Consider the following 20,986-nt stretch of genomic DNA (forward strand, 5'->3'; position numbering starts at 1 on the left):
GATGAGAACCAGTAAAAGGTGGCTATTTATTGGCCTCATTTTAACTTTACTTTTAAGTGGATGCGTTGGGAAAAGAGAGATTAACGAACTTGCGCTTGTAATGGCGGTTGGCCTTGATAAAGGGAAGAATGGGAAAATAGCCGTCACGGTTCAAATTGCTCGACCTGCAGATGCAAGAGGGCAAACAGGCGCACCTGCAGGAAATACAGGCGATCCCATTTGGTCTGCAAGGTCAGAGGGAGAAACGATTTTTGCTGCGATTCGAAACCTTTCTACCTTTTCGACTCGACGAGTTTTTTGGGCCCACAATTATATTATTGTCATTAATGAAGATTTAGCAAAAGAGGGAATAAGTGATATTATTGATTTTTTCACACGAAATCCTGAAGTTAGAATGAGAACTTGGGTTGTTGTTACTCCTAATAAAGCTAGTAATATTTTATCAACAATGACAGGCTTAGAAGTCATTTCAGGTGAAGCAATGGATAAACTGTTTCGATACAGTAAAATTTCCTCACAGGCTCCTCAAACTCAAATGATTGATTTGCAGTCTGCCTATTTAAGTGAAAGCACGCAACCTGTATTAGCCAGAATAAAACTAATAGAACGAGGAATTTCCAATAAGAAACCAGGCCAACAAGGTGGAATAAAACAAATCCAACTTGCAGGGACAGGCATTTTTAAAGGTGATAAACTAGTAGGCACCCTTAACTGGAAAGAAACACGCGGTCTCCTCCCATTTATTGAAAAGGTTCAATCGGGTATGTTAGCTATACGTTGCCCACAGGATACCCAAAATAAAGTAAGTCTTGAGCTTAAACACTACACTTTCAAGGTAACTCCTTCTTATAAAAATGGGAAACCTAGCTTTAATGTAAAAATGAAAAGTGACTATAGAATGGTGGAATCAGGTTGTCCCCTTTCACTCCAAGATAAATCAAAAATGGAAAAATTAGAAAGGGCACTTGAAGCAGAATTAAAGGGTGAGATAGACAACGTCATTCACAGGACACAAAAGGAGTTTAAATCCGATGTGTTAGAGCTAGGAAAAGTGTTTAATAACAAGTATCCAAGCGAGTGGATGAAGCTCAAGCCCCGTTGGGAACAGGAATTTCAGACCGTATCAATTAAAACATCTGTAAAAGTAAAAATTGAGGATACTGCCTTGCTTTATCAACCAACAAAGGAAAACAAATGAGGGACAAGGAATGAAAGTTCAAATATCGAACGGAATGTTAATGGGTTTAATTATTAATATGATCTATGCTAAAGCAATTGGCTTAACGCAAGGCTCGATATCTCGTGAAGTCGGTAATGATATGTGGCTTTCTACCGGTTTTTCTGTCCTTCAGGGAATCGTTTTCATGTATATTACCATTGTCACGATTCGGAGAATGCCTGATAGAGATTTAATCGAGCAAAGTGGTGTGTTGCTTGGAAAATTTGCAGAAAAAGTGGTCGGAATCATTATCTTTTTCTTTTTTTTACTAGCTTATAGTATTGTAATGATTACATTCGTCTATCATTTAAAGGACTATTTCCTTCCTGAAGCTCCAACGTTCCTATTTATTATTGCGGCGATGATTGTTGGTTCACTTGGAATTTTTTATGGAATAGAGGTTATCTCGAGGATGGCACTATTAGGTGTATTCTCAATCCTAGCATTAAATATATTATTATTGCTTGGTTCAATAGGGGAGTTTGATATTCGTGAGCTTATGCCAACCTTCCAATCTGGATTGCCAAAGATTCTTTGGGCGAGTCGGCATCATAATGCAGATTGGGCACTGGCCACAATGATGACTGCCCTTATTCTCCCACATGTAAAGGATCCTCAAAAATGGAGGAATGCGGGTGTATATGGTAGTGCTTATAGCGGAATGTTTGTTATTATGTGGCCAATACTTGAGGCCAGTGTTCTAACTTCAGAGGTGGCCGGTCAATATATTGTATCCTGTATGCAAATGGCTAGAAGTGCTCATATTGGTATTTTTCTACATCGGTATGAGATGATAATGATTGCTTTTTTTGCCCTCTCAAGCTTAACACAAATCATGATGACGATGTTTTGCGCCTCTATCGCCCTTCAGAAGATAGTAGGTGGAAAGGACTATCGTAAGCTGATCCCGATTGTATCTGTTATCTTAAGCGCGTTCGCCTATTATATTGTAAGTGATCATCGCCGTGCTTTGTATTTTTTAGAAACGAATTGGATTACACTTTCTTTAACGATTGCCATTTTACTTCCCGCTATGATGTGGTTGCTGGGATTTATCTTTAAAAGAAAAATCAAAAAGGCCGTCCAAGCGAGCTAGACCAATAAAAAGCAGACTTCCCAAAATGTCATTTACTCTGAGAAGTCTGCCTTATCGTGGTATGTCTAATAAGATTTTTGTTCCAAGACCTGGTACAGAATGGAGCTGAAACACTCCGCCAACCGCACGGGCTCTTTCTTCCATACTTGAAAGACCAACACCCTTTGAATGCTTAGTTGGATCAAATCCCTTTCCCTCATCCACAATGGTCACATTGACATACTGATCATATTCCATAATCGAGACCCAAGCTTCTTCAACCTCTGCATATTTGCGGATATTTGTAAGTGCCTCCTGGATAATCCGGTAGATCGTTAAATCGATATGAATCGGGAACCTCTGCTGCAAGTTATATGTAAAATGGACTTTGATTTGAGAATAATTCGTATATCTACCGATAAAGGAACGGATCGCAGGGATTAAACCTAAATCATCAAGCACTGACGGACGAAGCTCCCAAGAGATTTCTCGTACTTCTTCAATTAATTGCGAAGCCTCTTGCTCAATTTGTTCAATTAATGGATGACAAACCTGTGATTGCAAAAGATTAATCGTGATCAAATGGCTATATAAGTTTTGCCCTAACCCATCATGGAGGTTGCGCGATATTCTTTTTCGCTCTTCTTCCTGTACTTCAATTGCTTTTATTGTAAGGTTTTTCACTTCAGATTGTAAATCTGAACGTAATGCTCTTTCATTTTCAAGAATTCCTTTTAAAGCCAAAATTTCTTGCTCTAATTTTTTGAACTCTTCATCAAATGAATGATCCTCTAAAGGACTAGGATTTTCATTTGAACTAGGAGACTGATTGTTTATCTTCTCCCCAGGATCAAACCTATTCACCAAAAGACCTCCTAACTCAAGCTTGTCTCACAATTACAGATTAACAAATCATTTAGAAGTTCCTCCATATCACAAGCTACAGCTTGGACGATCTGTTGGTCTGCTTCTTGAAATGGGGATGCATTTCTGCGCCCAACGAGCAAAACCCCCTTTGGAGAACCTTTGCATAAAATCGGAACACCATAGGAAGTGACTAGTTTTTCAGCCAGCATAATTGGATACTCAGTTGCCTTACCTGGTATATTATCAGGAAAATTGTTTATACTCATCGGACTCCCTGTCAAAATTATCTTTCCAGCAAGCCCTTTTCCATAACGAACTGTTATCCTTTTGTATTTTTCGTTTTCATTACCTGCTGCATAATGCCAACGAATATTAGGTCCTTTTTGGTTTTGAATCGCCAGTCCGACAAAATCACAGTTTATTTCTTTCATTAGTGTATTACACGCCTGTACAAATCGTTGATCCTGTCTTTCTCCTACCATTGTTGTTCGGCCCCTTTACATTCCATATCCAAGCAGCCCCTTTTTAAGTGCATAAGCAACAAGTTCAGGTCTTGTCTTCATTTGCAGCTTTTCCATTAAGTTTCCTTTGTGAGTTTCTACTGTCTTAACACTTATTGTCAGCATTTCGGCGATTTCCTTATTGGAATATCCTTTTGCAATAAGAGTTAACACTTCTTTTTCGCGAACCGAAAGGAGACTGTAGGAATCCATGTTCGATAGCTTCAATGTTTCCATATACTCCGTAATCAGCTTCTTTGTTGCCGAAGGATGGAGATAGGCATTTCCCTCTGCTACAGATTGAATTGCCGCGATTAGTTCATCCTGTGGTGCACTTTTTAAAATACAACCAGAAGCACCTGCTTGGATAGCTCTAAATAAATACTCTTCATCATCATGCATAGTTAATATTAGGATGGCCAACTGAGGCATTTGTTGAATTAACTCTGCTGTTGCGGCTAGACCATCCTTCCCATGCGGCATACTTAAATCCATAATGACAACATCTGGTTTTAATGAAAGGGCTTTTTTAATTCCTTCATTCCCCTCAGTTGCCTCACCAATCACTGTCATATCAGGATGGTTATTTAGGAGCATTGTTAATCCCATGCGCACAACAGCATGATCATCAACTAGTAATATTTTTATCAAGTTTACTCCCCCATTCTGAAATTTCTTTATTTAGTACAGATTCATTTTACTTTGAATTCCAAATGGATTTGCACAGTTGTTCCCTTACCTATTTCCGATGTGATCATGCAATTCCCTTCAACGATTTTCATTCTTTCCTTCATAGAAGCGAGCCCAAAGGAAACATCCTCTTTTTCCTGTAACGAAAAGCCCTGACCGAAATCAATGATTTCAATTGTGACATCTTGATCCGTCCAAAAAAAAGTAATCTTTGCATTCGAAGTATCAGCATATTTGGCAATATTGGCTAACGCTTCCTGACAAACTCTAAAAAGAATAATTTTCTTATGTTCAGGTAAAGTAACCTCTTTGCCATGACATTTTACGTCTACTTCAATCCCAAACGTTGATATATATAATTTAACATAGTTTTTTAATGCGGCAACAAGTCCTAATGATGTTAAGGTTGGCGGGTAAAGCTCTACGGAAAAAAAACGGATTTCCTGAATTGTTTTTTCTAAAAGCTCAGCCATATCATTTACATACTTTTTCATCGCTGGTTGTGGTATCCCGGTTTCGATTACCTGTAAACCAGTATAAATGCTGTATAATGTTTGGCCTACCCCTTCATGAAGCTCCAAGGCAACCCGCTTCATCTCCTCTTCCTGGGACTTAATAATATAAGAAGAAACTTCATTTGCTGGGATGTTCTCCATTTCATCTCCTCCAATTCTTGTCTTAATAAAGGAACACAATGGGCATCCCTAGCAAATTGATTTAATAAAAATTATGATACTTTTGCAAGGACCTTTTGCTTTCCTGCGTTACGTTGATAATAAAACCAGTTTAAACCAAATGAGATAATATAAAAAGCAATAAAGAAGTAAAATGCTGTTGCATAAGTTCCTGTTGCATTAATTGACCAACCAAATAGCTTTGGAATTAAGAACGAGCCATAGGCTGCAAAGGCTGCAGTAAAGCCGATAACCGGCGCTGCTTCCTTAGGTGGAAAAATGGATGGGATCATTTGGAACGTTGACCCTGATCCTAGTCCTGCTGCAACAAATAAAATTAGGAATGAAGTTAAAAAGCCTCCCCATTGTTTGTCACCTAAGAAATAGATAACTCCCATTGCCCCAATTCCCATAATAACAAGAACATAGGCAGTTAAACGTGCTCCACCAATTTTATCAGAAATCCAGCCCCCGATTGGACGAGACGCTGCTGCCAAAAATGCTCCTAAAAACGCAAGGGAAGCATGCTCCGGAAACTGCGATTTTAATAATAATGGAAATGCAGCAGAATAGCCGATAAAAGAACCAAAGGTTGCTACATAGAGCCAAGTCATAATCCAAGTATGCTTGCGTTTTACAATAACAAATTGTTGTGCTAATGATTGTTTTGTTCCAGGTAAATTATCCATTCCAAAATAAGCAGCAATGGTTATGATGATAATGGGAATAACCCAAATGAATGCAGCATTATGAAGCCAAATTGTATCTCCACTGGCGATAGTCTTTCCTTCGCCAAGAAAAGCAAAAGAGCCTGATGTAATAATGAGCGGTGTAACAAATTGAACAACGGATACGCCCATATTTCCTAATCCACCATTAATACCAAGTGCCGTCCCTTTTTCTTTTTTCGGAAAAAAGAAACTAATATTTGAAGAGGATGATGAAAAGTTTCCGCCTCCAAGGCCACATAAACCTGCTAATAGTAGCATCACTGAATAAGGTGTATCTGGATTTTGGACAGCTAAACCAATTCCAATAGCCGGAATCAATAGGACTGCGGTTGAAAAAACTGTAAAGTTACGTCCACCGAATTTTCCAACGCCAAACGTATAGAAGAAACGCATTGTTGCCCCAACTAAGCCTGGTAGGGCTGCTAAAGTAAATAATTGTCCTTCTGTAAAAGAGAACCCTACATCATTTAACCGAATGGCAACGACTGACCAAATTTGCCAAACGATAAACGCCATCATTAATGCCGGAACGGAAATCCATAGATTGCGTGTGGCGTGTTTTTTCCCTTCGGCTTTCCAAAACTGTTCTTCCTCTGGATTCCAATTTGTAATTCTGTTATTCATTATTTTCTCACCTTCCTAATGATATATCGCAGCTCGCTATCCGCATCAAATGCCGACCACTCACTTGAACTTTCTGTCGTATCGGCTCCAATTGGAACTGCAAAGAAATGAAAATCATTAAAATAAAATCGCACATGGGTTCCATCTGGGCACATTTCTATTTTATTGATTGTTTTGTTAACAAATGGAGCTCGTTCACTACCTGGAAACATCTACAATTGCAACTTCGACAGGGACACTCACAAATGTCTGAAGCTCTTCTATCTTAATGTGTCCCACAGCTGTTACATCCTCTCATCGTGACTGGATAAATAAACATTTTGTAGCCCTGTAAATACTCCCAAAATTGGCTTCCACCATGCTCCTCAAGAAAGTTAAGGGTTTCTTCTTCAGAGCGCCAATGACTCATCCCTTTTACCTCAGCCACAACCATTTCCGCATCCTCTAAGCTTTTTTCTTCTAAGTACCAGTTCACCTTTACCCCTTTAAACAGTTTCGTAAGCATTTCATCTATTTCCGTTACAAAATTACCTGTTGATTTTCTGATAAAACAAAAATCAAGATAGGTCTCATTGTTCATCATGAATCACGCCTTCCGTTTTTGGTCCCATCGGTAAATATAAATCGCAGTTGGGAATAAAACTAAATTGATGATGCAAGAAATGAGAGCATTCGTATAGTGTTGATAAAAATATTGATGGACCATGTATTGAGTAAAAACAATATTGAGCATCAAAATACTGCATAGTAAAGCAACACCAAGAATATTATGCTTCATAACGTCTCACCTTCACGGCAAAAACCGCACCCTTTTCTACTTTTACTTGAATTTCAGGTAATGGTCGTCTTGGCGGTCCGGCAGTTGGGGCACCCGTCTCTACATCAAATTTACCGTGATGACAAGGACAAATCATTTCACCATCTTCTTTTACCCAAAAAACTGGACAGCGCAAATGGGTACAGGCGTTTTGATACGCAACATACTTGTCTTCAGAAAGACGAATTAAAATAGCATCATCATGTTCACCTGGAAATTTAAAATCTATTGAATCACCAACCTCTAACGAACTAATATCTGTAATCTTTTTATTTGGGTATTCTTTTTCCTCAAGACCGTTTAGTTCTTTTGCCGCTAATGCTCCCCATGGAAGCGAGGATACGGCAAATAATCCTGCTGCACCGACCAAGGTTTTCATAAAACCTCGGCGGTCAAGCTTACGTTCATTATTTCGATTTATATTATGGGTATAGTTATCTTCGTTGAATGGGATTTTATTATTTTTATCATTCATCAATAATCCCTCCTAAAACAATTTTGTAATTCCCTGCAAGATACCAGGAAGATTTACTCTGACGTTTGTTTCATTTTCCAAATATGGCGCGCTAGTTACCCACTTGCCATTATCCAAGTTAAAAGCTTGGCGCTTATTGTCAATCTCTTCATCCGTTAACCATTGAAGTGTGTTGGTAGGACAAACACTAGCACACATTGGCGGTATTCCATCCTTTGTTCGATCGATACACAGGTCACATTTGTACATTAAATTTTGTTCGGTATCAAATTTTGGTATTCCATATGGACAAGCAATCGTACAGTTTTGACAGCCAATACATTTTTCAACTAGAGCTGATAGTACCGCACCTGTCTCATGAATTTGAATCGCTTGTGCCGGACAGCTCCTTGCACACGCTGGGTTCACACAGTGAAGGCACATAAGAGGCATCGTTTGCCGATTGACGAGCGGATTGACGTCATACACATAGTTACGATTGCGCTGTTCGTGACCTCCACACTGTGTACAGCCCGCTAAACAAGAACGGCAGCCAATACAATTGTCCAGTTCAATATAGAGCCTCTTCTTCATTTATTGCACCTTCTTTAGTTCTAGTTTTTCAATCTGTGCAGCACACGCTTTAAATTCCGGCATCCTTGACATTGGGTCTAGTGCAGGAATGGTTAATAGGTTGATCGATTGTTCATGTCCGAAATGATAAGGAACAAATACAGTATCTTTACGAATCGCTTCCGTAATTTTCACTTTGTAATTTGCTTCACCACGGCGAGTATAGAGACGAACGATTTCTTCATGTTCAATGTTATATTTTGCAGCTATTTCCGGATGTACTTCTACATATGGCTCTGGGCACATGTCTCGTAAAAATGGAATTCTTCTTGTTTGGTTACCTGATAAGTAGTGGTATACAACACGTCCCGTCGTTAAGCGGATAGGATATTGATCATCCGGTTCTTCTGCTGGTGGACGATATGGTAGAGCACAGATTTTCGCCTTTCCATCAGGATGGTAGAATTTTTTATCTAGGAACATATGTGGTGTACCTTTGTCATCTTCATCTTTACATGGCCAGAAGACACCCTCTTGAGCATCGATTTTATCCCATGTTGCACCGAAGTAATCGGCATAGCCACCTTTTGATGCCAAGCGAAACTCATCTGCCACATCCTTCGCCGTTTTAAGATGGGAGAAGTAAGTTCCTCTACCAAGACGTTCACTTAACTCGACTTGGATTTGCCAGTCAGGTTTTGATTCTCCTAGCGGCTCCTGCGCTTTATTGATTTTTATAATGCGCCCTTCTAGATTGGTTACAGTTCCTTCATCTTCCGACCAGGTTGTAGTTGGTAGGACTACATCGGCAAATTCTGCTGATTCTGATAAATAGAAATCAACACAAACCATAAAGTCGAGATTTTTCATTTGCTCACGCACATAATTTAAATTCGGTGCGGAAACAGCTGGGTTTGAGCACAATAGGTAAAGTCCACGAATCGTCTTTTGTTCCATCAGTTCAAACATTTCGTAAGCTGAAACCCCTTCTTTCGGCATTTCTTCAGGTGTAATTCCCCAAACCTTACATACCTCTTCGACATGCTTTGGATTCGTAATTTTACGATAGCCTGGAAGAGCATCCGCTTTTTGTCCGTGCTCCCGGCCACCTTGTCCGTTCCCTTGACCAGTGAAAGTGGCGACTCCTGCTTTCGGACGACCAATTTTCCCGGTCACAAGCGCTAAGTTCGTGTATCCAGAGACATTATCTACACCCTTATGCTGTTGCTCAATCCCACGGGCAAACATGACAATCGCATTTGGTGCTTTCCCATAAATCTCTGCAGCTTTGATAATTTTCTCAGCTGCTACTCCTGTCAATTCACTCGTATATTCAGGCGTGAATTGTTTTACTAGTTCCTTCGTTTCTTCAAATCCATTTGTGTGGTTATTCACAAAGTCTTCATCAGCATATCCATTTTGAATTAATAAATTTAGGATTCCATTTGCCAGTGCTAAATCTGTTCCCGGCTTAAGATCAAGATGAATATCAGCACGTCTCGCAATCGGTGTTTCACGCGGATCTGCGACGATTAAATAGCCCCCTCGCTCCTGAACAGCCCAAATCCGGAACATCGAAGTTGGGTGACATTCTGCGGTATTACTTCCGGCGATAAACAAACAATCCGTTTCATGAAGATCAGTCCAAGGAAGAGTTGAACCGCGATCAACACCAAAGCTGCGCATGAAACCACCAGCAGCACTTGACATACAGAAACGACCATTGTAGTCGATATAGCGCGTCTGCAAGCCAACACGGGCAAATTTCCCTGTTAAATAACATTTTTCATTTGTCATGGATACACCGCTGTATACACTAAGCGAATCTTTTCCATAATCCTTCTGGAGCTGTTGGAAACGTTTTGTGATCAAGTCATAAGCTTCTTCCCACGTTGCTTCACGGAAACCATCTTTCGTTCCTTTTAATGCCGCGTTATCACGAATCAATGGTTTTAACAGGCGATCCTGATGGTTCGTTTGCTGATAGGCTGTAACCCCTTTGGGACACATTTTCCCGACGTTCACTGGCCATTCGTAACGCGGCTCAACACCGATAATTTTGTTTGTTGCTGTATCAACACGTAAATTCATCCCACACTGCATACCACAATAACTACAGTGTGTTTTAACTAATTTTTCGCCTGGATGAATAACGTTTTCAATTTCTTTAAAAAACTTATCCCTTTGCATTTTGGTTTGCCTCCTTGACCTTCACTTGATGGGTCGGAATCCCTGAAAACTGTGCAATCCGATATTTTCTTCGACATGGTAAGCACAACTCTGCAAGATGTACACCTTCGTTTGTTTTAAATTCAATTTCGTTTATGCCCAATACTTGAATGACATCCTGTGATTGTTCATTCGATACAAAATGATCACCACAAACCTTACACTCTTTCATTGCTTGCTCGGCATAATGCTCTCGATAGTTACGTGCAAGCACACTCATTGGACGGAATGGAATGTGTGCAAGCTTTCCGAACGGAAGGTAAATGAGCGTAACAACGACCGAAAATTGATGAACAAGTGACATGACTGGCTGACCCCAACCATGTAAGAATACATTCATAAATGTAAGTAATAGTCCTGTAATAGAGATGAATAGTAATAGGTAAAGCGGTATAAAATCATAAATAAAGTTTTGTTCAGCACGTGCTTGCATATTTTTCAAGCGACGATAAAGCGCCATGGAAACTCCAGCAATCACCATCATGGCAGTAATGTTTAACGCATTATAAGACAGGAATCCGATAATCCCATCAGCTTTGATGGTCATAACATCCACACCCATTGCCACAATCGTGTAATAACCATTTTCCGCCATCGTGAAGTACATCCACCCAAATACAAGCGGAAAAGTGACGAAACAGGATAGAACACAGCCCCAGCCAATTAATACGTGCTGAGTCCATCGGTAAATTCCCCTATTCCAAATGAAATTGTATGTTGCTAAATGCTCGACTGATGTCTTAGGTGTCGATTTTCTGAACAAAAGTTTAAGTCCTTTTTTTATGATCATTTTTGTTGGTGGTCTCTCGCCCCATGCGATAAAACGGTAAAAGAACCCGCCGATAAACACGATTGTTCCAACCATATATCCATACAAATTCAAGTCAATATGCGTAAACATTCTAGTCCCGATAAAAACCAAAATCACTAGACCCACAACGGTTAAAAACATCGATTTTGCAAAATGTGATGCAAATGCATTCTCGAATGACTGTACCTGTTGTTTTGGTGTTGTAGTAGAAATATTTTCCTGCATTTTAAGTCCTCCCTAAAAAATTGCCCTTTAACTTATGCTTTATTTTACGTGTCAGGACTGTTCATCAGACATCAGGGAAACTCCCTATCATATCGTCAGAACTCCCCTAATTGGAACTTATTCGTTCAATGATTAGACACAAGTCAATTTGACTACCTCCAAAGGCTTGATATATATGGTTTTTGCATAGTGCCAGAGATCGAATAGGCGGGAGATATTATGTGACAATATTGTGGCGTAGATAGATATTAACTGAATAAGCTGGATAAATTTCGAGTTTAGGAGGATAAACTTCGATAACAATAAAAAACAGCCCATCCAGTTCACCCGGATAGACTGTCTTTACACAAAATGCTTATTTAATAAACGGCCACCAATTTGCTTTACCAAACAATTTCGCCATAACTGGCACAAATAGCGGTAAAATAACGAACGCATAAAGGAATAATCCTATTAGCACAATCGTCGCAATTTGCAGCAAGGACATAACACCTGCCGGCATCATTGCAGCAAATGTACCACCGAGAATAATCGCGGCAGAAATTATAACCGTCCCCATTTTTTTCATTGATAAGAGCATCGCTTCACTAACAGACATATCACGATATTCTTTGAAGCGATCCATTAGGAAAATACTATAATCGATCCCTAGTGCAACGAGGATTACAAATGCAAAGAATGGGACGGCCCAGCTAATCCCGTCATAGCCTAATCCATTCATAAAGATGGCTTCAGTAATCCCCATCGCTGAATAGTAGGTAATAATTAACGAAGCTATTAAATACAACGGCATCACAAATGAACGAAGCATAATGATCAAAATAATCGCAATACCGACTAGCATTAAGACAACGGTTCGCGAGTAATCGTCACTAGAAATTTTACTCAAATCAGTATTTGTGCTCGTAATTCCACCAACGGCAATCGTTGCATTCTCCAGCTTTGTTTCTTTCACTGCCTTTTTGACCGTTTCCTTAATATCATCAATTTGGCTCATCGCCTGATTAGAATAAGGATTCTCACTAAATACTACATCCAGGGTCATCACCTTGCGATCCTCTGAAAAATAAGTATTAAGAACTTGCTCAAAATCCTTACTTTCCAGTACTTCAGCTGGAATGTACATACCAGATACGCTCTCATCTGATTTAGCCAAGTCGGATAGATATTCATTTGCAGAGTTTAAGCCATCATGAACTTGATTTAATCCTGTTACACTTTGATCAAGTCCATTTGTTAATTGCGTCATTTGTCCACCTAGACCTGAAAAGCCATCTAATAGCTGCTGCTGACCACCATTAACGGCAGATAAACCATTGGTAAACTGCGAAACATTGCCAATTACTTGACCTTGGCCATTAGCCGCTGCATCCATCCCTTGTTGGAGCTGGTCAAGTCCACTAATAATTTGCCCCATCGCTACATTAAGCTGCTTCTGTCCTTCTAAAAGCTTTGAAAAATTATCATTCGCAACCTTTATACCGTCTTCGGCACCTGCTAAATGGTTATTTAATTCATTGATACCATCATAGAGCTGACTCGATGCTCCTTGTGAATATTGAACGATTCCTTTAAGTGTTTGGTAGTCTTCTAGATCACCTTGAAGCTCAGGATATTTTTGCTCAAGGTTCGCAAAATGCCCATTTGTTGAAGCGAGCCCATCTGAAAGTCCCTTCAAGCCGCCTGCAACTTCTTTGTATTTTCCAAGCATTGTGGAAATACCAGTCTGTACATCCTGATAGCCTTGCAACAGCCTCTCACTTCCAGCTGCTAGCTGCTCAGCATTTGTTTTCAGCTCCTGCATACCTTTCTTTAGTTCACCTGAGCCAACGGATCCTTTACGGATTCCAGCTTCAATTTGCGTCAATCCATTTTGAAGCTGACCCATTCCATCCTGTAGCTTCGTTGTACCTGTCACCAATTCACCAATCCCTGAGGTCGCTTGCTCAAGCTTAGGCTGGGAATTAGTCAGCTCCGATTCTGCCTCGCTCAGACCGTCACTAATCTTCTTAATCCCGTCATTTCCTTTCGCAATCCCTTCCTGAAGGGTGCCTGCTTGCTTTGCGACAAATAAATCTTTTAACTGCTCCCCAACTGGTCTTGTGACAGAACGAATCGAATCAACTCCATCTAGCTTAGACAAATCCTGACTGATTTTTTCAGCTAAGGTGATATATTCAGTACTGTCCATCTTATCGTCATTTTTAATCACAATTTTTGCCGGCATCGCTTGCCCAGGACCAAATCCGTCTGCAATCATGTTAAAAGCTTTGATTGAATTTGCTTTATCGCCTACTTCAGTTAAAGAATTATAGGAAAGCGTACCATCATAGGTCACTAGAAATGGAACAGTAATAGCTGCAACAATCAGTAAAGAAACAATAGGCTTTGCCAAAGCAAATCGGCCAACAACTTCCCAAATCTTACTGTCCTTATGTTCAAGTGTCCCTTTAGACGGCCAAAACAGCTTTCGACCAAGCACAGCCATAAAAAATGGAACAATCGTTGATAAAGCCACTAATAATAAGGCGACACCAACTGCAACAGCAGCGGCAGATTGATAGAGTTTAAACGTCGATAATCCAATCGCTGAGAAGCCGACCATAACGGCTAAACCACTAAAATAGACAGTCTTGCCCGCGGTTCGAAAGGTTTCCACAATCGCATCGGTAATGCTCTCATGATTCGCCATTTCTTCTTTAAATCTACTTAAAAGTAAAATACTATAGTCCGTTCCAATCCCAAATAACACCGCCACTAAAAAGATTTGTGTATAGGAGGAAATCGGAAAATTCACTTTATCTACTAAGAAAGCGACGATCGATTGTGACGCTAAATAAGTGAAGCCAACTGTTATTAATGGCACAATTGGTGCAATAATCGAACGGAAAACTAAGAGAAGAACGACTAAAATAAAGACAACGGTAATTCCCTCGGTTTTCTTTAACCCTTCCTGTGCATTTGTATTTAAATCCTCGCTAACTAGCCAACTACTAGTATAATAGTGTTCTAGTTTGATATCTTTTAATGTGCTATAAAGAGCCTCGGATACTTCTTTATCGTCACGATCTCCCATATCAACCTTGATCGAGGTTAATATCGTCGTACCATCCTCAGATACGAGCTGATCCTTGAGTGATTCTTCCTTAAAATGCGACAGAATTTCCGTTATCCCAAGCTTTTTTTTATTTTTTTCTAATAAATTAATTGCTTTTTTGGCTTCTGCTAATTCACTTTTTGTTAGTTTTTCCTTTCCATGGAAAACTAACGCCACCTGTGATTCATTTCCATCCTGGATTTCCTTCGTAATTTCATTTGCCAGTGAGGAGGAATAGCCTTCTGGTACAACAAGCTCCCCTTTTTCACGGACCAGATTCTCCATGTTTGGAGCTGACATCATCAGAACCGCAACAACAGCAATCCATGCAAACAATACAAACCATTTACCTTTTACAATCGCTCTCATACTTTACTCTCCCTGTCTTTCTTCCTTGAGATCATGTAATAATTTTTCTAGTTTTTCATATGTGTTAATAAAAGAACGAATTTCCTCGTCATTAAACTGCGTCATAATCCCTTCGACTAGATTATGGACACGCAGCTCACACTGATTAAATAAGGCTTCCCCTGCATCGGTTAAGGTTAAGTACACAACTCGACGATCATCTTCGTCACGCGTTCTCTGTATTAATCCCTTATCGAATAGTCTTGTAATAATAGCTGTTACGGCACTTTTGTTGACAACAAACACCTCAGCTAATTCTGTTGAGGTACACCTCTGTCTTTTTTTGATATAACGCAAAGTAAAATGCTGATCATAGGTCAAATCATTGCCAATTTGGTCCTTAATCAAGAATTCAGCTTTTTTCGTAACAGAAAAAGACACACGGATATATCGGTCAATTAATTCTTGAATGTACTCATTCGTCATCGGCTCACATCCATAATAGTTTAATAATTGAATAGTTCACGTGTTTAACTATATTACATCCGGAAATTCTTAAGTCAAGCCGTTTTGATAGCCAAATTTATCTTTCAATAAACGTAATAAAGGCCAGCAAAATTTGCTGACCAGATTGCCGAGAAAGGGTATTTTTTCTCGGCAATTTTTTTCATGCCAAATAGCCGGTTGATTTCCGTTCCAGGTGCTTCGCTTTCCGCGGGGTGGGCGGTGAGCCTGTCTAGCTGCAGCGGCTAGGGGCTCGGGGTCATAAGCCAATCCGTCAAGAAGGTCAAAGAACGACCTTCTTGACGGCTCGTCTTATGCCTGTCGCCCCTTGGCAAGCCGCTTCCGCTTTTCCTTCTCCTCAGCGCTTTTGCGCTTGCGGGGTCTCACCTGTCCCACTGCTCCCGCAGGAGTCTTCGCACCTTCCACTCCAATCAACAGGGTGCACAAAAATCAATACACTTCTTTATTACAAAAATTTAAAAAGGTCAGCAAAATTCGCTGACCTTTTCAACTATTTTAATGTCCACCCAAGTATGCCTTTTTAATTTGATCGCTGGCATTAAGCTCTTCTGCCGTACCAGATAATATGACTCGGCCCGTCTCAATAACATACGCACGATGTGCAATCGACAGAGCCATGTTTGCATTTTGTTCTACTAACAAAATCGTCGTACCATCTTTATTAATTTGTTTAATTATATCAAAAATCGTTTTAACTAAAATTGGTGCAAGCCCCATTGAAGGCTCGTCTAGCAACAACAGCTTTGGTCGTGCCATCAGTGCTCGACCCATGGCGAGCATTTGCTGCTCCCCACCAGATAAGGTTCCGGAAAGCTGCTTCTGGCGCTCCTTTAAACGAGGAAATAATTGAAATACCTTTTCAAAATCCTCTTGAATTCCTGCCTTATCATTTCGGAGGAATGCACCTAGTTCTAGATTTTCTTCGACACTCATATTGGAAAATACGCGCCGTCCTTCCGGGTACGTGCGAGATTCCTCTTTTTACGATCGCTTGAGCTGGCTTACCTGCAATCGATGCATTCTCGTAAACCAATTCCCCTTGCTTCGGTTTTAGAAGCCCTGAGATTGTTTTTAAAAGCGTACTTTTACCAGCACCGTTTGCACCGATTAAAGTAACAATTTCACCTTGATTAATTTCTAAGGAAACACCCTTTAATGCTTGAATATTTCCGTAGTATACATTAATATTATCAACTTTAAGCATTTGCTGGGACCTCCTCTCCAAGATATGCCTCGATGACTTTTGGATTATTGCGAATCTCTTCTGGTGTGCCCTCAGCAATTAACTGTCCATGGTCAAGTACATAAATTCGTTCACAAACACCCATAACAAGCTGCATATCGTGTTCAATCAGGAGAACCGTTAAGTTGAATTTCTCTCTTATAAAAGAAATTAAATTCATTAACTCATGAGTTTCTTGAGGATTCATTCCCGCGGCTGGCTCGTCTAGTAACAAAAGCTGTGGCTTAGCAGCGAGGGCTCTAGCAATTTCTAATCTTCTTTGTTGTCCATATGGAAGATTTTTTGCTTTTTCATCACGATAGCCTTCAAGATTAAAGATTTTTAAAAATTCAAGTGCTTGAGCTTCCATTTCCTGCTCACCTTTAAAATGATTCGGAAGTCGGAAAATGGAGCTGAAGATTCCATGCTTTGCATTTGAATGGTAGGCGACCTTAACATTATCAAGGACGGAAAGCTCATCAAACAACCGAATATTTTGGAATGTCCGACTGATCCCTTTTCTCGTTATCTGAAATGGCTTTAAACCATTTAAACGTTCACCATTTAACGTGATGGCCCCTTCTGTCGGCACATAAACGCCTGTTAGCAAATTGAAGAAGGTTGTTTTACCAGCACCATTCGGCCCGATTAAGCCAACCAATTCCCCTTGATTCAATACAGCATTGGTATTGGAGACTGCTTTTAAGCCTCCAAATTGAATACCAACCTGTTCAACTTTTAATAATGGTTTCGTCATTACTTGGCCCCCCCTTCAACCGCTTTCTGTTTTTTAAAGAATGAGGTTAACTCTTTTGTTCCAAGTAAACCTGGTTGGACGATACAGCATCATAACAATCAGCACAAAGCTATAAATAATCATTCGAGTCTCAGGATATTCCTGTAGGAAGGTAGAGACGAAAGTTAATAGAATCGCTGCGATTACAGACCCTGACATGCTGCCTAAGCCACCTAATACTACAAAAATTAAAATATCAAAGGACTTCAAGAAGCTAAAGTTCGTTGGCTGGATAATATAAAAGTTGTGGGCATAAAGTCCACCCGCAACTCCGGCAAAAAAGGCCCCAATCGCAAATGCAATAACTTTATAATAAGTGGTATTAATCCCCATTGCATCTGCAGCAATTTCGTTCTCACGAATCGATATACACGCGCGGCCATGAGTTGAATTTGTAAAGTTTGTAATCACCACTAGCGTAGCTAAAACACAAATGAACACCCAAGTCCAAGACGTTAAATGGGATACCTGCATTCCAGCAGCGCCACCGACATAAGGTATGTTTAGCAACGTGATCCGCACAATTTCCCCAAAACCAAGTGTTGCGATGGCAAGGTAGTCACCTTTAAGACGTAAGCTCGGAATTCCGATGATAAGTCCTGCAACCGCTGCTGCAAGTCCCCCTACTAGTAATGCAAGTGGAAAGGGAAGACCCAACTTCATTGTAATAATCGCCGATGAATAAGCACCAACAGCTAAAAATCCAGCATGTCCGATTGAAAACTGACCCGTAATCCCGATAATAAGATGCAAACTTACCGCTAGCATGATATTAATCGCAATCGTGTACAATGTATTCACATGAAATGAATTAAGGTATGCTCCATTAATTAAAAACTGAACTACAAAATATACAATAACCGCCATTAGAATTGACAGCCAAAAACCTTTTGTTCGTCTGATTGAAGTCATATGTTCTCCTCCTCCCTACACTTTTTCTCTTACGTTTTTGCCAAACAAACCAGATGGGCGGAAAATTAAAATAAGGATAAGAACAATAAACGCAACACCATCACGCCATAACGAATAGCCTAATGCACTTACTAATGATTCAATTACTCCTAATAATAAACCGCCGACCATTGCGCCTGGAATACTCCCAATTCCGCCCAGCACAGCTGCAACAAAAGCCTTCAATCCAGGAATAATCCCCATAAGAGGCTCAATTTTAATATAATACGTACCAAAAATTACCCCAGCAGCACCGGCAAGAGCAGATCCAATTGCGAACGTTGCTGAAATCGTCTTATTGACATCAATCCCCATTAATTGCGCAGCCTCAGCATCATGAGAGACAGCTCGCATAGCTTTTCCAATTTTTGTCTTATGGACAACAAACTGGAGGATAATCATTAACGCGATCGATATTCCCAAAATGAATAGCGATTGACTGCTAATCGAAACCCCAAAAATATCAATACTGTTAGTCGGCAAAACATCACCCGGATAGGCTTCAGGCTGTGCCCCCTAATATAGATCATCCCGTATTCAATCAAGAGTGATACCCCGATTGCTGTGATTAATGCTGCGATTCTTGTTGCGTTACGTAACGGCTTATAAGCGATTTTTTCGATGAGGACACCGAAAATTGCACAAGCGGCCATTGATAAAAGCAACGCCTGGAAAAAGCCTAAATCTAAAATCGTTATCGAGTAAAAACCGATAAATGCACCTACCATAAATACATCACCATGTGCAAAGTTTATTAATTTAACAATACCGTAGACCATGGTATAGCCGAGCGCGATGAGTGCATATATACTTCCTAGAGAAATACCATTAACGAGCTGCTGAAAAATTTCCATTTCCGCACTCTCCTTTCATTTTTATAAGCTCTGTAAAAATTCGGAAAGGGGAGAGCTCCCCCTTTTTCACTTCTATCTATAATCAAAATTTTCTGTAAATTGCGGTTAATACCACCCTTCTCAAATCCTACCTTAAAAAAGTATCGATAAATTAATATTCTGAAAACATTGTACATAATTCTAATCTCTAAGTCTAGTTATTATAACTAAATAATTTTTAAAAAATTCATATTTAAGACTTTTTTTCGCCAAATCTATTCCTTTAATCATTATTTACAAAAACACTTCCCATATATTGTTATTCCCCTTCATATTATTTCTATTTCAATAAAATTATGACAGTGAATTCTATTGAAATTTTTACCATTATTGCGATTTATAGTAAACCTCTTTTTAAAATATTTCAAGCATAAAAAAATCGACAGGCGGCTACCTGTCGATTTTTGGGCTATGCATACATTTTTCCATTTTCTTCTTCCTGCTTAAAAAAACTCTTCATCGCATGGAAAACATCTGCTTTTTGCTTGAGAATATAGTGGCGAAATTTTTCCTGTTTAATATTTTTGTATGCGGTCATTAGAGTCGAGTGACGATTATACTGATTTACTTCACCGTAACCAAACATATTTGAAACCTTCATTAACTCTTCAACCAACTTAACACAGCGTGCATTATCAGAAGTTAAATTATCTCCATCTGAAAAATGAAAAGGATAAATATTATACCGTTTTGGATCATACTTATCATTCACCAGCTCCAGTGCTTTACGATAAGCTGAGGAACAAATCGTTCCACCACTTTCTCCTCTTGTAAAGAAGTCTTCCTCGGTGACAACCTTCGCTTCCGTGTGGTGGGCAATAAATTCAATTTCAACCGTCTCATACTTCGTACGCAGAAAACGGGTCATCCAGAAGAAGAAGCTTCGAGCCATATATTTTTCCCAAATCCCCATGGAACCACTCGTATCCATCATCGCTAAAACAACTGCCTTGGATTCAGGCTTCACAACCTCATTCCACGTTTTAAATTTCAGATCTTCACGATAAATTGGATGAAAGCCTGGTGTCCCTTGCATTGCATTCCGTTTAAAGGCGGAGATCATTGTCCGCTTTTTATCGATATTGCCCATTAAACCTGTTTTACGAATATCATTGAACTCAATGTTTTCAACAAGCTCCTCATTTTGTTCCTTTTTCTGCAAATTCGGTAGTGATAACTGCTTAAACAAAGCCTCTTCTAGCTCCATTAAGCTGACCTCTGCCTCAAAGTAATCTTCCCGGCTTGATCGCCAGCTCCCTGCCCTTTTCCGGGGCCTTTTTGTTGTCCCGAGCCATCTCGGGCAATTACATCCCCGACCTGACTTTCTCCATCGCCCTGCCCGACGTGTTTGTTCTTATCATAATTATAACGAATCTTGTATTCATCTAGTGAGCGAATCGGGATTTTGACCACTTCGCGACCGTTAGACATGATAATGCTTTCCTCCGTAATCAAATCCGGAAGGTTGTTACGTATCGCCTCTTGCACCTTTTCCTGGTGACGTTGCTGGTCATCGTGGCCTTTGCGGTGGAGGGACCAATCTTCTTGGGAGACACTAAACTTATGATTATTTTTATCTGTCAATCTTACCCCTCCTTAAAAAAATTTGTTTTGCACCTTTTTTTAACCCTTTTCATACAATATCCAGAGTGTTTAAACAAGAGA

At 39.8% G+C, this 20,986-nt stretch carries 17 protein-coding genes and 4 pseudogenes; 2 read left to right on the forward strand and 19 right to left on the reverse strand.

Translation table 11 applies throughout. The features are described 5' to 3' along the window. The first annotated feature begins 1 nt into the window (after position 1). Positions 2-1,198 carry a Ger(x)C family spore germination protein gene (locus RGF10_RS20730; RefSeq protein ID WP_318505431.1) on the forward strand — a complete coding sequence of 399 codons (1,197 nt, stop codon included), beginning with the start codon at positions 2-4 and terminating at the stop codon, positions 1,196-1,198. A gap of 10 nt (positions 1,199-1,208) precedes the next feature. After that, entirely contained in the window at positions 1,209-2,315 is a 1,107-nt protein-coding gene (locus RGF10_RS20735) for a GerAB/ArcD/ProY family transporter (RefSeq protein ID WP_318505433.1), read from the forward strand. Positions 2,316-2,366: 51 nt separating this feature from the next. Here the strand turns inward: RGF10_RS20735 and RGF10_RS20740 are convergent, their stop codons facing one another. The 19 genes and pseudogenes from RGF10_RS20740 to yhbH form a co-directional block, all read right to left on the reverse strand. After that, a complete protein-coding gene (locus RGF10_RS20740; RefSeq protein ID WP_318505435.1) occupies positions 2,367-3,158 on the reverse strand; it encodes a sensor histidine kinase in 792 nt (263 codons plus the stop codon). An 11-nt stretch (positions 3,159-3,169) separates the two neighbouring features. Then, positions 3,170-3,643 carry a GAF domain-containing protein gene (locus RGF10_RS20745; RefSeq protein WP_318505437.1) on the reverse strand — a complete coding sequence of 158 codons (474 nt, stop codon included), beginning with the start codon at positions 3,641-3,643 and terminating at the stop codon, positions 3,170-3,172. 15 nt (positions 3,644-3,658) lie between these two features. After that, positions 3,659-4,312, reverse strand: a complete 654-nt coding sequence (locus RGF10_RS20750) for a response regulator transcription factor (protein ID WP_318505439.1) — start codon at positions 4,310-4,312, stop codon at positions 3,659-3,661. Between the two features lie 41 nt (positions 4,313-4,353). After that, a complete protein-coding gene (locus RGF10_RS20755; protein ID WP_318505441.1) occupies positions 4,354-5,007 on the reverse strand; it encodes a sensor histidine kinase in 654 nt (217 codons plus the stop codon). A 71-nt stretch (positions 5,008-5,078) separates the two neighbouring features. Then, positions 5,079-6,380, reverse strand: a complete 1,302-nt coding sequence (locus RGF10_RS20760; RefSeq protein WP_318505444.1) for an MFS transporter — start codon at positions 6,378-6,380, stop codon at positions 5,079-5,081. Next, the gene (locus RGF10_RS20765; RefSeq protein WP_318505446.1) at positions 6,380-6,592 is read right to left on the reverse strand and encodes a hypothetical protein; all 213 of its coding nucleotides are present in this window, start codon (positions 6,590-6,592) and stop codon (positions 6,380-6,382) included. Before RGF10_RS20765 ends, RGF10_RS20760 begins: the two co-directional genes overlap by 1 nt. A gap of 53 nt (positions 6,593-6,645) precedes the next feature. Continuing rightward, positions 6,646-6,963: a hypothetical protein gene (locus RGF10_RS20770; RefSeq protein WP_318505448.1), complete on the reverse strand. Its 318-nt coding sequence runs from the start codon at positions 6,961-6,963 to the stop codon at positions 6,646-6,648. 3 nt (positions 6,964-6,966) lie between these two features. Continuing rightward, a complete protein-coding gene (locus tag RGF10_RS20775) occupies positions 6,967-7,158 on the reverse strand; it encodes a hypothetical protein (protein WP_318505451.1) in 192 nt (63 codons plus the stop codon). Then, the gene (locus RGF10_RS20780; protein WP_318505453.1) at positions 7,148-7,672 is read right to left on the reverse strand and encodes a Rieske (2Fe-2S) protein; all 525 of its coding nucleotides are present in this window, start codon (positions 7,670-7,672) and stop codon (positions 7,148-7,150) included. Before RGF10_RS20780 ends, RGF10_RS20775 begins: the two co-directional genes overlap by 11 nt. A 12-nt stretch (positions 7,673-7,684) precedes the next feature. Next, positions 7,685-8,245, reverse strand: coding sequence for a 4Fe-4S dicluster domain-containing protein (locus RGF10_RS20785; RefSeq protein ID WP_318505455.1), 561 nt, complete (start codon positions 8,243-8,245; stop codon positions 7,685-7,687). Continuing rightward, positions 8,246-10,414, reverse strand: coding sequence for a molybdopterin oxidoreductase family protein (locus RGF10_RS20790; protein ID WP_318505456.1), 2,169 nt, complete (start codon positions 10,412-10,414; stop codon positions 8,246-8,248). Continuing rightward, complete coding sequence (locus RGF10_RS20795) at positions 10,401-11,489, reverse strand: hypothetical protein (RefSeq protein WP_318505458.1); 1,089 nt, start codon at positions 11,487-11,489, stop codon at positions 10,401-10,403. Before RGF10_RS20795 ends, RGF10_RS20790 begins: the two co-directional genes overlap by 14 nt. 355 nt (positions 11,490-11,844) lie before the next feature. Next, positions 11,845-14,955 (reverse strand): MMPL family transporter, encoded by a 3,111-nt coding sequence (locus RGF10_RS20800; RefSeq protein ID WP_318505460.1) that lies wholly within the window; start codon positions 14,953-14,955, stop codon positions 11,845-11,847. A 3-nt stretch (positions 14,956-14,958) separates the two neighbouring features. Next, positions 14,959-15,420: a MarR family winged helix-turn-helix transcriptional regulator gene (locus RGF10_RS20805; protein WP_318505462.1), complete on the reverse strand. Its 462-nt coding sequence runs from the start codon at positions 15,418-15,420 to the stop codon at positions 14,959-14,961. A gap of 534 nt (positions 15,421-15,954) precedes the next feature. Further along, positions 15,955-16,663, reverse strand: a pseudogene (locus RGF10_RS20810) (ABC transporter ATP-binding protein). Beyond that, positions 16,656-17,438 carry an ABC transporter ATP-binding protein gene (locus tag RGF10_RS20815; RefSeq protein WP_318505464.1) on the reverse strand — a complete coding sequence of 261 codons (783 nt, stop codon included), beginning with the start codon at positions 17,436-17,438 and terminating at the stop codon, positions 16,656-16,658. Before RGF10_RS20815 ends, RGF10_RS20810 begins: the two are co-directional and overlap by 8 nt. Further along, a pseudogene (locus RGF10_RS20820) lies at positions 17,438-18,389 on the reverse strand (branched-chain amino acid ABC transporter permease). The gene RGF10_RS20815 and the pseudogene RGF10_RS20820 overlap by 1 nt, the downstream one beginning before the upstream one ends. 15 nt (positions 18,390-18,404) lie before the next feature. Further along, positions 18,405-19,282 (reverse strand): annotated as a pseudogene (locus tag RGF10_RS20825) (branched-chain amino acid ABC transporter permease). A 448-nt stretch (positions 19,283-19,730) separates the two neighbouring features. Continuing rightward, positions 19,731-20,905: pseudogene (gene yhbH / locus RGF10_RS20830) on the reverse strand (sporulation protein YhbH). Between the last annotated feature and the right edge of the window lie 81 nt (positions 20,906-20,986).

Source organism: Bacillus sp. T3 (assembly GCF_033449965.1).
Taxonomy (GTDB): Bacteria; Bacillota; Bacilli; order Bacillales; family Cytobacillaceae; genus Bacillus_BU.

Bases quoted from the DNA above. Each gene is read 5' to 3' on its own strand.
- RGF10_RS20730 (WP_318505431.1), top strand. From the start codon at position 2: ATGAGAACCAGTAAAAGGTGGCTATTTATTGGCCTCATTTTAACTTTA.
- RGF10_RS20735 (WP_318505433.1), top strand. From the start codon at position 1,209: ATGAAAGTTCAAATATCGAACGGAATGTTAATGGGTTTAATTATTAAT.
- RGF10_RS20745 (WP_318505437.1), bottom strand. From the start codon at position 3,643: ATGGTAGGAGAAAGACAGGATCAACGATTTGTACAGGCGTGTAATACA.
- RGF10_RS20755 (WP_318505441.1), bottom strand. From the start codon at position 5,007: ATGGAGAACATCCCAGCAAATGAAGTTTCTTCTTATATTATTAAGTCC.
- RGF10_RS20760 (WP_318505444.1), bottom strand. From the start codon at position 6,380: ATGAATAACAGAATTACAAATTGGAATCCAGAGGAAGAACAGTTTTGG.
- RGF10_RS20765 (WP_318505446.1), bottom strand. From the start codon at position 6,592: ATGTTTCCAGGTAGTGAACGAGCTCCATTTGTTAACAAAACAATCAAT.
- RGF10_RS20770 (WP_318505448.1), bottom strand. From the start codon at position 6,963: ATGATGAACAATGAGACCTATCTTGATTTTTGTTTTATCAGAAAATCA.
- RGF10_RS20775 (WP_318505451.1), bottom strand. From the start codon at position 7,158: ATGAAGCATAATATTCTTGGTGTTGCTTTACTATGCAGTATTTTGATG.
- RGF10_RS20780 (WP_318505453.1), bottom strand. From the start codon at position 7,672: ATGAATGATAAAAATAATAAAATCCCATTCAACGAAGATAACTATACC.
- RGF10_RS20785 (WP_318505455.1), bottom strand. From the start codon at position 8,245: ATGAAGAAGAGGCTCTATATTGAACTGGACAATTGTATTGGCTGCCGT.
- RGF10_RS20790 (WP_318505456.1), bottom strand. From the start codon at position 10,414: ATGCAAAGGGATAAGTTTTTTAAAGAAATTGAAAACGTTATTCATCCA.
- RGF10_RS20795 (WP_318505458.1), bottom strand. From the start codon at position 11,489: ATGCAGGAAAATATTTCTACTACAACACCAAAACAACAGGTACAGTCA.
- RGF10_RS20800 (WP_318505460.1), bottom strand. From the start codon at position 14,955: ATGAGAGCGATTGTAAAAGGTAAATGGTTTGTATTGTTTGCATGGATT.
- RGF10_RS20805 (WP_318505462.1), bottom strand. From the start codon at position 15,420: ATGACGAATGAGTACATTCAAGAATTAATTGACCGATATATCCGTGTG.
- RGF10_RS20815 (WP_318505464.1), bottom strand. From the start codon at position 17,438: ATGACGAAACCATTATTAAAAGTTGAACAGGTTGGTATTCAATTTGGA.